This window comes from Citrobacter sp. Ce006 (genome assembly GCF_030336535.1).
GTDB classification, from domain to species: Bacteria; Pseudomonadota; Gammaproteobacteria; order Enterobacterales; family Enterobacteriaceae; genus Citrobacter; species Citrobacter europaeus.
Map to the genome: position 1 here is coordinate 16,089 of NZ_JAOWDO010000072.1, position 14,712 is coordinate 30,800.

13 protein-coding genes and 1 pseudogene are annotated in these 14,712 nt (G+C 54.1%); 9 read left to right on the plus strand and 5 right to left on the minus strand.

The genetic code is table 11. The features are described 5' to 3' along the window. Window positions 1-7: 7 nt before the first annotated feature. From OGV94_RS14550 to OGV94_RS14570, 5 genes are read left to right on the plus strand one after another with little or no spacing between them, the layout of a single operon-like run. On the plus strand, window positions 8-613 hold the full coding sequence (locus tag OGV94_RS14550; protein WP_043015231.1) for a fimbrial protein: 606 nt from the start codon (window positions 8-10) through the stop codon (window positions 611-613). Continuing rightward, window positions 610-1,674 (plus strand): fimbrial protein, encoded by a 1,065-nt coding sequence (locus tag OGV94_RS14555; RefSeq protein WP_080625699.1) that lies wholly within the window; start codon window positions 610-612, stop codon window positions 1,672-1,674. Before OGV94_RS14550 ends, OGV94_RS14555 begins: the two co-directional genes overlap by 4 nt. A gap of 9 nt (window positions 1,675-1,683) precedes the next feature. After that, the gene (locus tag OGV94_RS14560; RefSeq protein WP_080625698.1) at window positions 1,684-2,226 is read left to right on the plus strand and encodes a fimbrial protein; all 543 of its coding nucleotides are present in this window, start codon (window positions 1,684-1,686) and stop codon (window positions 2,224-2,226) included. Window position 2,227: 1 nt separating this feature from the next. After that, window positions 2,228-3,895 (plus strand): PglL family O-oligosaccharyltransferase, encoded by a 1,668-nt coding sequence (locus tag OGV94_RS14565; protein ID WP_080625697.1) that lies wholly within the window; start codon window positions 2,228-2,230, stop codon window positions 3,893-3,895. 1 nt (window position 3,896) lies between these two features. After that, on the plus strand, window positions 3,897-4,616 hold the full coding sequence (locus OGV94_RS14570) for an EAL domain-containing protein (protein WP_080625696.1): 720 nt from the start codon (window positions 3,897-3,899) through the stop codon (window positions 4,614-4,616). 15 nt (window positions 4,617-4,631) lie between these two features. Here OGV94_RS14570 and OGV94_RS14575 read toward each other — a convergent pair whose 3' ends face one another. The 3 genes from OGV94_RS14575 to fadE all read right to left on the minus strand — a co-directional run bounded on the left by OGV94_RS14575 (window position 4,632) and on the right by fadE (window position 8,544). Next, window positions 4,632-5,042, minus strand: coding sequence for a Spy/CpxP family protein refolding chaperone (locus tag OGV94_RS14575; protein ID WP_075145166.1), 411 nt, complete (start codon window positions 5,040-5,042; stop codon window positions 4,632-4,634). A 179-nt stretch (window positions 5,043-5,221) separates the two neighbouring features. Then, on the minus strand, window positions 5,222-5,989 hold the full coding sequence (locus tag OGV94_RS14580) for an amidohydrolase (RefSeq protein ID WP_043015237.1): 768 nt from the start codon (window positions 5,987-5,989) through the stop codon (window positions 5,222-5,224). Between the two features lie 110 nt (window positions 5,990-6,099). Beyond that, window positions 6,100-8,544 carry an acyl-CoA dehydrogenase FadE gene (fadE, locus tag OGV94_RS14585; protein WP_043015238.1) on the minus strand — a complete coding sequence of 815 codons (2,445 nt, stop codon included), beginning with the start codon at window positions 8,542-8,544 and terminating at the stop codon, window positions 6,100-6,102. Window positions 8,545-8,783: 239 nt separating this feature from the next. Here fadE and lpcA point away from each other — a divergent pair, with 239 nt between their 5' ends. Both lpcA and OGV94_RS14595 read left to right on the plus strand, forming a co-directional pair. Continuing rightward, window positions 8,784-9,362, plus strand: coding sequence for a D-sedoheptulose 7-phosphate isomerase (lpcA, locus tag OGV94_RS14590; protein ID WP_043015239.1), 579 nt, complete (start codon window positions 8,784-8,786; stop codon window positions 9,360-9,362). A 163-nt stretch (window positions 9,363-9,525) separates the two neighbouring features. Next, window positions 9,526-10,293, plus strand: coding sequence for a class II glutamine amidotransferase (locus tag OGV94_RS14595; RefSeq protein ID WP_003031388.1), 768 nt, complete (start codon window positions 9,526-9,528; stop codon window positions 10,291-10,293). On the opposite strand, the gene dpaA is transcribed toward OGV94_RS14595, so the two are convergent. Then, window positions 10,264-11,004, minus strand: a complete 741-nt coding sequence (dpaA, locus tag OGV94_RS14600) for a peptidoglycan meso-diaminopimelic acid protein amidase (RefSeq protein ID WP_043015241.1) — start codon at window positions 11,002-11,004, stop codon at window positions 10,264-10,266. The genes OGV94_RS14595 and dpaA overlap by 30 nt on opposite strands. Window positions 11,005-11,353: 349 nt before the next feature. On the opposite strand from dpaA, the gene OGV94_RS14605 reads away from it, so the two are divergent. Next, on the plus strand, window positions 11,354-12,115 hold the full coding sequence (locus tag OGV94_RS14605; protein WP_043015242.1) for a C40 family peptidase: 762 nt from the start codon (window positions 11,354-11,356) through the stop codon (window positions 12,113-12,115). A 38-nt stretch (window positions 12,116-12,153) separates the two neighbouring features. On the opposite strand, the pseudogene OGV94_RS14610 reads toward OGV94_RS14605, so the two are convergent. Beyond that, window positions 12,154-13,872: pseudogene (locus OGV94_RS14610) on the minus strand (flagellar biosynthesis protein FlhA); the annotation flags it as partial. Between OGV94_RS14610 and lafU the strand changes: the two are divergent. Then, entirely contained in the window at window positions 13,784-14,698 is a 915-nt protein-coding gene (gene lafU / locus OGV94_RS14615) for a putative lateral flagellar export/assembly protein LafU (RefSeq protein ID WP_200001725.1), read from the plus strand. The pseudogene OGV94_RS14610 and the gene lafU overlap by 89 nt on opposite strands. Window positions 14,699-14,712: the final 14 nt, after the last annotated feature.

Genomic DNA, 14,712 nt, shown 5'->3' on the forward strand with positions numbered 1-14,712 from the left:
ATCGTAAATGAAAAAGATGCTTTGCGCCCTGCTGATGGCGGGTATGGCCTGCCAGGCTCAGGCTACCAGTGGTCGCCAGGATATGAGCAACGTGTCCGGCGAGTATGGCAACGTCCGCTTTCATGGCCGGGTCTACGTTTCGCCGTGCGTGCTGGATATGGCTTCACGCGATCAGACCATCAATCTTGGTGATATTTCCGCCAGTCGGTTTCGCCAGGGCGGCGATCGCAGCGAGCCGGTGCTGGTTACGCTGTATCTGAACGGCTGCTTAAAAGGTTCCGGCCACACCTTAAGGGATTTCCCCGGACAGACCAGCGAAATGCCTGAGCTGGCGCACAGCACGGTGGAACGCGGCGTTTCGATGACGCTGATGGCTGAAGGCGCACCGGAAAACAGCGATCTGGGTCGTATTCGCGGTGATGTGCGCGGCGCGGGCATTCGGTTACTGACCGAACGCAACCAGTTGCTTCACCTGAACCAACCGCAACGCATGTGGATCCTCAAACCGGGCGATAACGCGATCCACTTTCTGGCCGCGCTGGAATCTTTTGGTCCAGAGGTGACCGCCGGAGAATTTAACGGCCTGGTCAGACTTAAGCTGGAGTATCTATGAGCATATTGCGCAACACGCTACTGTGGACGGCCCTGGCTGGTTGTCCGCTGGCCGGGCAGGCATTCACACAGGGGGAAGGTGAGCCGCAGGGAGGATCGCCGCATCAGTACGATATTGAACTGAACTCGCTGGATGTCAGCAAAAACCACGTGGGCGGCAGAACGGAGCCGTTCCCGTGGAATCTGGGCAGTTGGTATGTAGTGGATTTTCACTGCGAACAGGCTGACATCTCCCGACAACCGATTTACTACACCACCACGACCACGATGCCGCCTTCCAATCAGGGGGCGAACCGTTTTCGTTTAAACGAGTATCTGGATGTGGAAGTACAGGTGTGGGTCGCCGGGCGTTATAACAACTACGTTCAGGCGCCTTTTACCAATTTTTCAAATCGTTACAACGATCATAGCTGCAAAAAGCGCAAAGGCTACGAACGGGCTACCAACATAGAAAGTGGTTCAAAAGGGAAAGTGACGTTTATTGTCACTAAACCCATTATTAATGGCATCAATATTACCTCCCAGTCGCTGGTGGAGGTTGCCGGGCGCCTGGGGGATGCTGGCCCTACGCCGACAACGCCTATTTCCCGCGTGGTGATTAAATCCGGGCTGATTACCGTACCGGACAAATGCACCTTCAATCGGGGAGACAAAATCAGCATTGAGTTTGGCGATCTGCCTGGATCCGCTACAAAGCTCAACGGCACCAACTACAGCAAGCCAATCCCTATACATGTGGTGTGTGAAGGCGGCAGCTTCGATCAGGGCGCGCTGAATATCGATCTTGGCGTGCAAACGACCACGGCCTCAGGCACGGCGGGATTTAACGGTAATCTCCTCGGCACGTTAAGCGGCGGACAAAAACGCGACGATCTCGGCATTATGCTTAAAGACGAGAGCGGCGGCGCCGTCGTGCCCAATCAATTCTACAACGTGAAGGGGTTTTACCAGAATCAGGGCGACTGGAATCTCACCGCCGCACCGGTGGCTAAGCCGGGCGTGGGAAGCGTTAAGGAAGGTGAGTTTGAAGCCTCAGCCACCGTTGTTGCGCAGTTTCAGTAGGGGGATGCCATGAGATTTACGGCGTTAATCGCCATCGGAGTGCTATTGCTTGGCGGCACGGCGCAGGCCGATACCAAACTGGTCGGCGGCGATATGTATTTTCACGGCACCATCAGAGCGCTGGCCTGCAGCCTGGTCCCCGGTGGCGACAAAATCGAGGTCGATTTCAAGCAAATCGCGACGCAGGATCTCTATCTCTCGGGGCGCAGTAAGCCAGAAAAATTCAGTATCCAGTTACGCGACTGCAACCCTGAGGTTTTTCGCGGGATCTCGGTTACCTTCAGCGGTCGTGAGGATGCGGAGCTGGCCGATCATCTGGCGCTGGATAGCAGTGAACAAGGCGGCGCGTCAGGGATCGGTATTGGGATGAGCGAAGAGGACGGCACGGCAATCCGCCTTGATGAGAGCACGTCAGTCAAAGAGATAACGGAAGGCTCGATGACGCTGAATTTTTTGGCGTGGGTCGCGGCGGAGCCATCGGCGATAAAAAATCAGTCTCTCGAATACGGTCCGTTCAGCGCCAGCGGGACCTGGATACTGAACTACCAGTAGCATGATGAACGCACTGAATCGTATTGCGCCGCTGCCTGCGCAAAAATTATTGCTCGGTATTAGTCTGTTTTTCTGGTGCGGGGCAATGCATCTCTACTGGCCGAATAACGGCGGCAGCGGTCTGTCGTTACCGCTTAATATCACTAGCTGGATCTACGCCGTTGTGCTGGTTGCATGCGCATCAGTGCTGGTGCCTCCTCAACGCTGGCGCATCACTGTACCTGCCACGGGGTTTACGATGGGGGCGCTCATTCTGACGCTGCTATGCCTGCTGACGCCTGATGTCTGGCAGTCCGAGGCCCTGCTGGTCGCGGGAGCCTTACTGGGAGGCGTTCTCGTCTATTTGGTGACGGTGCAAATTCCGCTTGCGGCACGATCTCTGACGACACTGCTGGCCTTGCTCTGGGGGGCGTGCGTCATCGAATGTCTGGCGTTTATGTATCAGTACTGGCATTGGCCGGGCGTTGATTACTGGGAGTTTGCCTGGCGGCGCAGCACGCGGCCCTACGGTATTTTTCAGCAGGTTAATCTGATGGCCAGCTTCACGGCCTGTGGCGTACTGCTGTCAGCCACGCTCTTTTTACGCCTGCGCGACGGGTATCGAATTGTCATCGGGGTTGGCCTGGTGATGATGGGATTTGTGCTGCATGAATCCCAGTCGCAAACCGGTTACCTATCTGTGGCGGTTGGTGAAGCGCTGCTGTTGATGGTTTTCCCGACGCAGCGCCGTCCGTTGTTGCTACTCCTGTTGCCGCTGGCGTCAGGCATGGCGGCGGGGTCGCTCGCCCGCCATTTTTTGTCCGTCGCTACGGTCGATCACTTCACCACTTCCCAGGTGCGCTGGACGGTGCTCAAAACGTCGCTGGCATTATTTGCCGAACGCCCGTGGACGGGGTGGGGCGTGGGCAGCTTTGCTTCTGTGTTTCTCGAACGCGCGGGGCCATTGGGGCTGAGCAGTATCTCGCATCCGCACAACGAACTGGTGTTATGGCTGGTGGAGGGCGGTCTGGTTGGGCTGGTGGGCGCGCTGTGTTTTATTGCGAGTGGTTTCTGGCTCTGGATGCATGGGAATCGTTGGCGTCGCGCCTGTCTGGTGGCGGCGCTGCCGGTGGTGATTCATATGCTGACGGAATACCCCGTCAGGCAATCAACGCCACACTGGTTACTGCTGATCCTGCTGCTTCGTTGCGCAGACCTCCCGTTAAAAGAGGCTCGCCTGACGCTTACGTCAACGTCGTTGTTGCGCGGACTGGCACTGATCTCGTTTTTAGCCTTCACACCATTGTTGCTTCTCTCGCTGCGCACGCAACAGCAACTGACGCTGGCGGAGCGGCAGTCAGCGCAGTGGCGTCTGGCTGAGCCGCTCCCTGTGGGAGGCTGGCTCCTTGCCACTCGCTACCGGTTTGATGTCCAGATGGGATATCTGCAACGCTATCAGCGCTCCCGGGATGCTCACTGGCTGGAAGCGGTCCGCCGCTGGGCGCCTGACTATGTGCGTGTTCACCCCGATCCGAACGTCTCTTTCACGCAAATCTTACTGGCGTTGCAGCAACGCGACCTGGTCGAGGCGCATCGTCTGGCGAGGCGCTTTTACCTGACGTATCCGAATGATCGCCGTATCCCGTGGCTGCAGGATGCACGACGTCCTTTTAATCAAAAAATGGAATGATATGAACAGACTCAGCGAACAGGCCCGCTATGTACCAGAGCTTCCCCGCAACGCCGAACTGCTGCGGATCACCGGGATCCGTTTGCAACGCATTCATTTTTTTGATGATCCATCGCTGGATGTCTGCGAGGTGTTAAGCCAGGTACGTACGCCGCTACCACTGGATCTTTTTTTCAAGCATCTTTCTATCACGGCAAAACAGCAGCTATTCCTGTGGCAAATGCGGCGGGTGTTGGCACTCTCAGGAAGCTTTTCGCTGAATTTATCCGTCAGGATGTTGACCTGCCTGCCATGGATTGCGCAGCTCGCCCGGCAGGCGCATCAGGGGCGGATTGTTATCGAGATTCAGGATCCAGGCACCATGATGCGCCTGGAAAAGGCAGAACAGCAGACCGTATGCATGGCCGTAAAAACCCTGATACGCCATGGTTTTCGCATGTGGCTGGATGACGTTTCACCCGAGCTATTTTTTGTCTGGCGGCTGTCTGGCATCCGTTTCGATGCCATCAAAATTGAAAGCGAAATGTTTCATCAGTTCAGGACATCAGAGTGGCAGTTGAGGGTACTGGTCAATCAATTTCGCGGGCTGGGAGACCGGGTTGTTGTCGAGGGAGTGGAAACGCCGCAGGATTATGCCATTTGCCGCATGAGCGGCGCAGACGCGGTGCAGGGATTTCTGTTTGAGCAGGAAGTTTTACCGAAAAGCCTGAACCATTGCTGATTCAGGCCCTGGTCATTACTCGCTCAGCGTCTGTGCGATATCTTTTTGCACCTGCTGGCGCTGTGCTGGGGTCAGCACTTTGTTCAGATCAAAATAGTATTTCACGCGATAATAACGTGCCTGTTGTTCGATGTTGCTGAACGCAGAAAGCTGTTTCTTGACGGCAGCTTCATCCCATTTCCCGGACTTGATGACGTCAATCAACGCGCCGTCTTTAACATCTTTCACCGAAATCTGGCTAACGTTGGTTTCAAGCTGCTGGTGCAGTTTTTTAATCTGCGCAACCTGGTCGGTGCTTAACTTAAGGTGCTGAACTATCGGATCCTGGGCGGGAGCCGGAACATTAGATGTCGTTGCTGCAAGCGTGCTAAAAGAAGCGCCAGCCACGGTAACTGCCAGCAAAGTCATGCGTATGAAGTTCTTCATTATTGAAATCCTGATAAGGGAATTATCGACATTGTCTGCCACTCGCTGGTTACGAGTGATTATCCTTTGCAGAATACGATGCCCGCCGCATGTCGCCACGCGAATTTGTTTTGCGGTTGGTTACGGAGTGAAACAATCCCGCCACGGAAAATGTTGTGCAGCGGGAGTGAAGGCGAGAGTTATAGCGTGAACGGGTCGGCGTCTTGCCAGGCGGGAAACTTCTCGCGATACTCGCGCAGCGCCGAGAGTGACAGTTCTGCGTCAATGCGTGTGGCCTGATGCGGCTCGGCGGTGGCAATAATCTCACCCTGCGGATTAATCACCCGGCTGTCACCGCGATAATGATGGCCGTTCCCGTCAGTGCCCACGCGGTTACATCCTGCTACATAAGCCTGGTTCTCAATCGCCCGTGCTGTGAGCAGAACCTGCCAGTGCAGCGAACGCGGCGCCGGCCAGTTGGCGACATACAATGCCAGGTCGTAATCGTTGCGGTTGCGCGACCACACTGGAAAACGCAGGTCATAACAGACCAACGGTAGAATACGCCAGCCGCGCCATTCAAAAATAACCCGCGCGTCACCTGCCTGGTAATACTGATGCTCATCCGCCATGCGGAACAGATGGCGCTTATCATAGAAATGGACATGACCTTCGGGTTCGACCAGTAAAAAGCGGTTGACCGGGCCGCGTTCAGACTGGAGAGCGGCGCTGCCTGCAATGAGGGCGTTGGTCTGCTGCGCCTTAGCGCGCATCCAGCTTACAACCTCTTCCTGCGCCAGCGATTTACTTGCCGCTTCCATGGCAAATCCACTGGTAAACATCTCGGGCAACACAATGACATCACGTCCTGTGACGGTTTCCAGTTGACGGTCGAAATGGCGCAGGTTGGCCGGGCCATCCATCCAGATCAGCGGTTGTTGCAGCAGAGTAATTTTCAAACCAGGCACGATCGAGGCTCCTCGTTGAACAACATTTTGACACTGTAACATGAGCTTTAACGAAAATGTGGCAATAAAAAGCCCCGCATTAAGCGGGGCCCGGCATTGTGCGTATGTCGTTATGCGGCTTCGACTTTACGCACCTTCTCTGGCAACTTTACCGGCTGAGTTGCCAGCTCCTCGGGTTCAAAGTCATCCACGTTGATGCTGCGCAGACGGCTCGCCTCGGCTTTCACCAGAATCGCGGCTTCGTCTTTATCAATCAGTCCTTTAGCCAGCGCATTGTGCGCCAGTTCATCCAGGCGGGTAAACGGCAGGTTCTTACCCAGCTCTTTGCAGATCCGCTGGTGGATAGGGTCAGCTGCAATCACATCCAGCAGAGCCTCTTCCAGCAAACCAACCGGGTTATGCTCGCTTGGCGTCAGGTATTGACCACGACCAAGACGAGAACGGGTGGCGCTTGGAACCTGCAAAATCTTCGCGACTTTATGATCCAATTTGTCTGACGGTGCATGGTAGTGGCGACCGGTAGGGAAGATAACCACATTCAGCAAGCCAGCGACCAGACGGTTCGGGAAGTTAATCAGCAGGTCGTCCATCGCCTGTTCCGCTTTGTACAACGCATCCTGAACGCCCCAGTGAACCAACGGCAGGTCGGCTTCATTACGGCCTTCATCGTCATAACGTTTCAGTACCGCGGAGGCCAGATACAGCTGACTTAACACATCGCCCAGACGCGCGGAGATACGTTCACGGCGCTTCAGGCTACCGCCCAGTACGGCCATGGATACATCTGAAAGCAGTGCCAGGTTGGCGCTCAGACGGTTCAGGTGCTGGTAGTAACGTTTGGTCGCATCGCCGGTTGGCGTGCTGCTGGTTAAGCCACGCGTCAGGCCAAGCCAGAAGCTGCGTACTTTGTTACTGCCGACGTGACCGATGTGTTTGAACAGCAGCTTATCGAACGCATTCACATCGTTACTCTGTGCCGCAGCCATCTCTTCCAGTACATACGGATGGCAGCGAATTGCACCCTGACCGAAGATCATCATGCTACGGGTCAGGATGTTAGCGCCTTCAACGGTAATGGCGATAGGCGCGCCCTGATAAGCACGGGCGAGGAAGTTGCTTTCGCCAAGCATAATGCCTTTACCGCCAGTGATATCCATGGCATCGATGATTGACTGCTGCCCACGGTGGGTACAGTGATACTTCACGATAGCCGACAGCACCGCCGGTTTTTCACCCAGCATAATACCGTAGGTAATCAGCGACGCCGCAGCATCCATCACGTAGGCGTTACCCGCAATACGCGCCAACGGCTCTTCAATACCTTCCATCTTGCCGATAGAGATTTTGAACTGGCGACGAATATGCGCATACGCGCCGGTTGCCATCGCGACGGATTTCACGCCGCCCGTCGAGTTAGACGGCAGGGTAATACCGCGTCCCACGGACAGACATTCCACCAGCATGCGCCAGCCCTGACCGGCCATTTTCGGACCACCGATGATGTAATCAATCGGTACGAACACATCTTTACCGAGGGTCGGACCGTTCTGGAACGGTACGTTCAGCGGGAAGTGGCGACGCCCAATTTGTACGCCCGGCGTTGAGGTTGGGATCAGCGCACAGGTAATACCGAGATCTTCTTCACCACCCAGCAGTTTTTCCGGGTCGGAAAGTTTAAATGCCAGACCCAGTACGGTAGCGATAGGGGCCAGCGTAATATAACGTTTGTTCCAGGTCAGGCGCATACCCAGCACCTGCTGGCCCTGCCAGTCGCCCATACAAACTACGCCGGTATCAGGGATAGCACCTGCGTCGGAGCCTGCTTCTGGGCTGGTCAGAGCAAAGCATGGGATCTCCTGACCACGAGCCAGGCGCGGCAGGTAATGATTTTTCTGCTCTTCGGTGCCGTAATGCTGCAGCAGTTCGCCTGGGCCTAACGAGTTAGGTACGCCAACGGTGATCGCCAGGATCCCGGATACGCCGGAGAGTTTCTGCAGAACGCGTGCCTGAGCATAGGCGGAGAATTCCAGCCCGCCGTACTCTTTCTTAATGATCATCGCGAAGAAGCGGTGTTCTTTCAGATACGCCCACAGTTCCGGGGGCAGATCCGCGAGTTCATGGGTTATCTGGAAGTCGTTCGCCATGCGACACGCTTCTTCCACCGGGCCGTCAATAAACGCTTGCTCTTCAGCAGTCAGATGCGGCTGAGGGTAGTTATGCAGTTTTTTCCAGTCTGGCTTGCCCTGGAACAGGTCGCCTTCCCACCAGGTCGTACCGGCATCAATCGCTTCTTTCTCGGTGCGCGACATCGGCGGCATGACTTTACGGAAACCGCGGAACACCGGCGCAGAGATCATGGATTTGCGCATCGGCGTAAAGTTAAACGGTACGAGGATAATGGCCAGAGGAACCAGCAGCCAGACTGACCACAGGCCAGCCACGCCAAGCGCAGCCGTCCAGGCGAGCAAAATTAAGCTGCTGAGGAATAAGCTCACGCGGTGATAAAACAGAACGCTGAGCAGAACAACCGTAGCGATAATACTCAAAATCATCATAACGAAAAGCTCCCTTGCTTGTAGGAGGTCTGACCACTTGTGATGATATGGTTGTAGTGGATGTAAATTCTTTTAGCAATGTGTTTACAAAATAATTACAACAAAGCTCACATTGTTGCCGTTTTAACCGGCACAAAAAATCAAAAGCCGCAGCCATTCCTGTGGCTTGTACTTCTCGCTGGTAGCGCTATCCGGTACACTGCATCTTGTCATTTACATTCATGCTGAAGGATATCCTCATGTACCAGGATCTTATTCGTAACGAACTGAGCGAAGCGGCGGAAACGCTGGCTAATTTTCTTAAAGATGACGCCAATATTCACGCCATTCAGCGCGCGGCGGTCCTGTTGGCAGACAGCTTTAAAGCCGGTGGTAAGGTACTTTCTTGCGGTAACGGCGGTTCCCATTGCGACGCGATGCACTTCGCCGAAGAGCTGACTGGACGCTATCGTGAAAACCGCCCTGGCTATCCGGCGATCGCTATCTCTGACGTCAGCCATATCTCCTGCGTTAGCAACGATTTCGGTTACGATTATGTGTTCTCGCGCTACGTTGAAGCCGTGGGCCGCGCGGGCGATGTCCTGTTAGGTATCTCTACTTCGGGTAACTCCGGTAACGTAATTAAAGCGATTGCCGCAGCGCGCGAGAAAGGGATGAAAGTGATCACCCTGACCGGGAAAGATGGCGGCAAAATGGCGGGCAGCGCAGATATCGAAATTCGCGTGCCGCACTTTGGCTACGCTGACCGTATTCAGGAAATTCATATCAAAGTGATCCATATCCTGATTCAACTGATCGAAAAAGAGATGGTTAAATAAGCCGATAATTTTTGCCGGTCTTATCGGGCCAGGAACTTGTAGGCCCGATAAGCGAAGCGCCATCGGGCATTGTGCCGGATGGCGACGCAAGCGTCTTATCCGGCCTACAAGCTGTGCTTTGCCGGTCTTGGCAGGCAATTAACCGTTTTAAGGTAGGTGATGTATGTGCGAACTGCTCGGGATGAGCGCCAATGTGCCAACCGATATCTGCTTTAGCTTCACCGGGCTGGTCCAGCGCGGCGGAGGCACCGGGCCGCACAAAGACGGCTGGGGTATTACGTTTTATGAAGGTAAGGGCTGCCGTACGTTTAAAGATCCGCAACCCAGCTTTAACTCGCCTATCGCCAAACTGGTACAAGACTATCCCATCAAATCCTGTTCCGTGATTGCCCATATTCGTCAGGCGAATCGCGGTGAAGTAGCACTGGAAAATACCCATCCCTTCACGCGTGAGCTGTGGGGACGTAACTGGACGTACGCCCATAACGGACAGCTCAGCGGCTATAAATCGCTGGAAACCGGTAATTTCCGCCCGGTTGGGGAAACCGACAGCGAAAAAGCCTTCTGCTGGCTGCTCCACAAGCTGACAGAGCGTTATCCGCGCACGCCTGGCAATATGACGGCAGTGTTTAAATATATTGCGATGCTGGCAGGAGAGTTGCGGGAGAAGGGCGTCTTCAACATGCTGTTGTCTGACGGGCGTTATGTGATGGCCTTCTGCTCGACCAATTTGTTTTGGATCACGCGCCGTGCGCCGTTTGGCGTAGCGACGCTGTTGGATCAGGATGTGGAAATCGATTTTAGCTCAGAGACCACACCCAACGATGTGGTCACCGTGATTGCCACTCAGCCGCTAACCGGCAATGAAACCTGGCAAAAGATTATGCCAGGCGAGTGGGCATTATTTTGTCTCGGGGAGCGTGTAGTTTGATGCCAGCTGCGGCTGAACCACTTCGTGACTCAACGGCTTGCTGATAACGTAACGGCCATCGACGACGGAAACGGTCGGTGGCTTACGCGTCTGTTCAAAGTAATCGTATCCCGGCTTTAGCTGCGACCAGAACTCTTTGTAATACGAGAACTTATGGCGCTGCATGTTGGCGTCGGTCATGCGGAACGGATAAATGCTAACCTGGACGCTGGACTGTCCAAACACCAGCGCGCCGGTGACAAACTGGAAAATCTCATCAATGCCGTTGTCGGTCATCGCGTAGCAGCCGACGGAAACGCAGGCGCCGTGGATCATCAGGTATTTACCTTCATAACCGTGGGCGCGGTCGTAGGCGTTAGGAAAACCAATGTTAATCGCTTTATAGAAGCGGCTATCCGGTTTCAGCTGTCCACGCTGTACGCTGTAAAATCCTTCCGGACTTTTGAAATCACCCTGACGCTGTTTCGGCCCTAAGCCGCCGGAATAATTGCAGATCTTATAGCTGTCGAGCAATTGATACTGTTCGCCCATCTTGACGTACAGATCCAGCGTGCGCTCTTCTTTGAAGATCTGGATATAGACGGGGGAGCCCATTAATTGCTGCTTATATTCTTTGCTGACAGGCGTAGTCGGGCTGCTGCTGCTCAGCAAACCGGCAAATGAAACGCACGGCAATAAAAGCATCGCAAGAAAAAATGCGATTTTACGCATACTGCTTATTCCTTGATAAAACGATTACACACGCCAGGACGGCAAAAAGAGTCCCCAAATCGGATAAATCTGGATCTGGAGCGCTCACATTATCACCCAGAGAGTTTTTCGCAAGTCTCTCGTGCGGCGTTTACACTTTAGATTTTCTTTATACGGAAAATTGTACTTAAAGGCAGTCAGACAGCGGCGTATTTTGCGCGTGAGCGCATTTCATTTAATCTTATGAGTGCAGAATTCCTAATGTATTGAATTTAAAAAATTAATAATTTAATAATCGAATATTAAAATGGAATACCCGGCAACAGCGGTAGACTGCGCCGAACGTGTTTAATTAGGTATTTTTGTTTTCATGTCTTTTGTCTCTGCACCCCGACGCTTTTTGCCGGGTCTGCTGTCTTTGTGTGTTGTGTTGTCCTCACCGTCTGTCGCCAAAGTTCAGCCCCTCTTATCTGACGCCCATTTAAGCTATGCGGCGCAAATGCGCATGCGTAACCGCGCCCGGCTGCTTAAGCAGTACCACGCGCAGGTAAAAAAGCAGGCAAGTTATGTGGTGGAAGGAAATGCGCAAAGTAAAAGCGCGCTGCGACAGCAGAACAGGACGCTGATTAAACAGCACCCGGAGTGGTTCCCGGGGCCGCTGAAAGCGAGCGATCATCGCTGGAAAGAGCTGGCTGAGAATGACCATTTTCTCAGTAGCGATCATCTGCATAACATGACCGAAGTGGCAATCCACCGTCTCGAGCAGCAGCTGGGTAAACCTTATTTGTGGGGCGGGACCAGCCCGGATCAGGGCTTTGACTGCAGCGGGCTGATTTTTTATGCCTACAACAAAATCCTGGCGGCAAAATTGCCGCGTACGGCGAATGAAATGTATCACTATCGGCGGGCGACCATCGTCGCCAATCGCGACCTTCGTCGTGGGGATTTATTGTTCTTTCATATTCACAGTCGGGATATTGCCGATCATATGGGCGTCTATTTGGGGCAGGGACAATTTATTGAATCGCCGCGTACGGGAGAAACCATTCGGGTGAGTAATTTATCCGATGACTTCTGGCAGGATCATTACCTCGGCGCCCGTCGTATTCTTACGGAAAATACCATTCTGTAATCAACAAGGCGGTGCAAATGACACCGCCTCGTCAGGGGTTAACTCAACGCCCCCATGATCTTTAACTCCAGCTCGTCCGGAACTTCGTTATAAGACAACACCTGCAAACCCGGAGCGAACAGGCGCGCATAGCGCGCGAGCAGAGGACGTAGCTGCGGTGCGACCAGCAGGACCGGCTCTTTACCCGCGGCTTTCATCTGTTCTTTAATCTGCGGCATATTGGTCTGGAATTGATTGAGCATATTCGGATCGACCGGTACGCTATCGAGCACCACTTTGCCGCTTTGCTGCGCCTGATTCACCACATTTGCCAGCAGATTCTCCAGCTCATTATTCAGGGTGTACACCGCCAGCTCATCTTTGCGTACAAACGGATGGGTAATGCTGCGACGAAGCGCCAGACGCACATCTGCCGTTAACAAAATATGATCTTTGGTGACGGCGCTACTGGCGACCAGAACGGTAGCAATAGTGACGATATCGCGCAGCGGCACACCTTCGACCAGCAGTGCCCGGTAAACCTTCAGGAGCTGGCTGTAATTCAGCGCCGCGCTCAGATCCTCCGCCAGACGGGGCGCCATCGAAGAGAGGCGGTTATGCAGTTGCGTAATATCGTCGTAGTTAAACAGGTCGGGAATATAGTTGCGAATGATCTTATTCACGTGCGTTGCAATAACGCTGGCGCTATCAATGACCTGATACCCCATATTTAGCGCTTTGGCTTTTTGCGCCGGGACAATCCACGTGACCGGCATACCGTAGGCCGGATCGTGACCTAAAACACCATCGATCTCACCGTAGGTTTCACTGGAAGGCAGCGCCATCAGCTTATCTGAGGGAATATCGGCCTCATCAGCCTTGATCCCGTTGATAAAAATGGCGTACTGGGTCGGTTTTAGACGGAAGTTTTCGCGAATGCGAATTTCCGGTAGCAACACGCCGTTCGTGTCTGAGATAACCTGCCGCACACCGCGAATACGTTGGGTGAGCGGATTCCCTTTAGATTTGTCCACCAGCGACACCAGCTTGTAGCCCAGGCTCAGGCTGATTGGCTCAATCAAGGGGATCGTTTCCCAACTGACCTGTTGCTCGGTGGTTTCAACGATAGTTTTGGTCAGCGTCTCAAGGTTTTTCTCTTCGGTCTCAGCCACCTTCGGGCGCTTGCTCATACGCCAGGCGGTGAACCCCAGCAGGGCGCTGAACACCAGGAATGGGAAATGCGGCATTCCCGGCACCACCGCCAGTACAAACATAATGCTGGTGGCGGTATAGAGCACGGAGGGGCTGGCCAGCAGCTGGCTTCGCACGTCAGTGGCAATATCGCCGCTGTCGCTCACGCGAGTAACGATAATCGCCGCCGCCGTTGACAGCAGCAGAGACGGGATCTGGGCGACCAGACCGTCACCGATGGTCATCAGTACGTATTGCTGGAATGCAGCTTCGGCGCTTAAATCGTATTTGAAAATACCGATACAGACGCCGCCGATCAGGTTAATGGCCAGGATCATCATCCCGGCGATGGCATCACCGCGCACGAACTTCGACGCACCGTCCATTGCGCCATAGAAATCCGCTTCGCCCGCCACGTCTTTACGTCGCGCCTGCGCCTGGGCCTGATTAATCAACCCTGCGTTCAGATCGGCGTCGATCGCCATCTGCTTACCGGGCATGGCGTCGAGGGTAAAGCGGGCCGAAACTTCGGAGATACGCTCGGCGCCCTTGGTCACCACGATAAAGTTGATCGTGAACAGCGTCAGTAAAGCTGACCGTGAAAACATCGTGGCAGCGCTGCATGGCCAGTCAATCTTTAACGGTGGCGGTATGGCGCCGTTAAACAAGCTGGGCAAGCAGCCGATAGCGCCGGGTGCGCAGAAGAAAAACGTCACGCGCAACAAACTCGATAAAACCGCCAATCCGCAGGAGACGGCGAAGATCACGGAAGAAAACGCGAAAAAGGCGTTAGACGTGAACGAGAAAACAACGTTACTGAAGCAAAAATCAGCCCGTGAATTGGGCGAGCTGGCGACCGACATTAATGTCATCGCCCGCAACGCGCATATGGAAACTAACCTCGAGATGGAGATTGTTCCTCAGGGGCTGCGCGTACTGATTAAAGATGACCAGAACCGCAATATGTTTGAACGCGGTAGCGCCAAAATTATGCCGTTCTTTAAATCTCTGCTGGTTGAGCTGGCTCCCGTGTTTGACTCGCTGGATAACAAGATAATCATCACCGGGCATACTGACGCGATGAGCTATAAGAGCAATATTTACAACAACTGGAACCTCTCCGGCGACCGCGCATTGTCGGCACGACGCGTGCTGGAAGATGCCGGAATGCCGCAGGATAAAGTTATGCAGGTCAGCGCGATGGCGGACCAAATGTTGCTGGATGCGAAAAACCCGGAAAGCGCCGGTAACCGTCGCATTGAGATCATGGTGTTGACGCAAAGCGCTTCCGATACGCTGTATCAATATTTCGGCCAGCAGGGAGAGAAGGTTGTGCAACCGCTGGTTGATAAGCTGGACAAGCAAAAGCAGGTGACTTCTTTACGTCAACAATCTGCTCCCGTCACTCATTAATTCTGTTCCCGTCC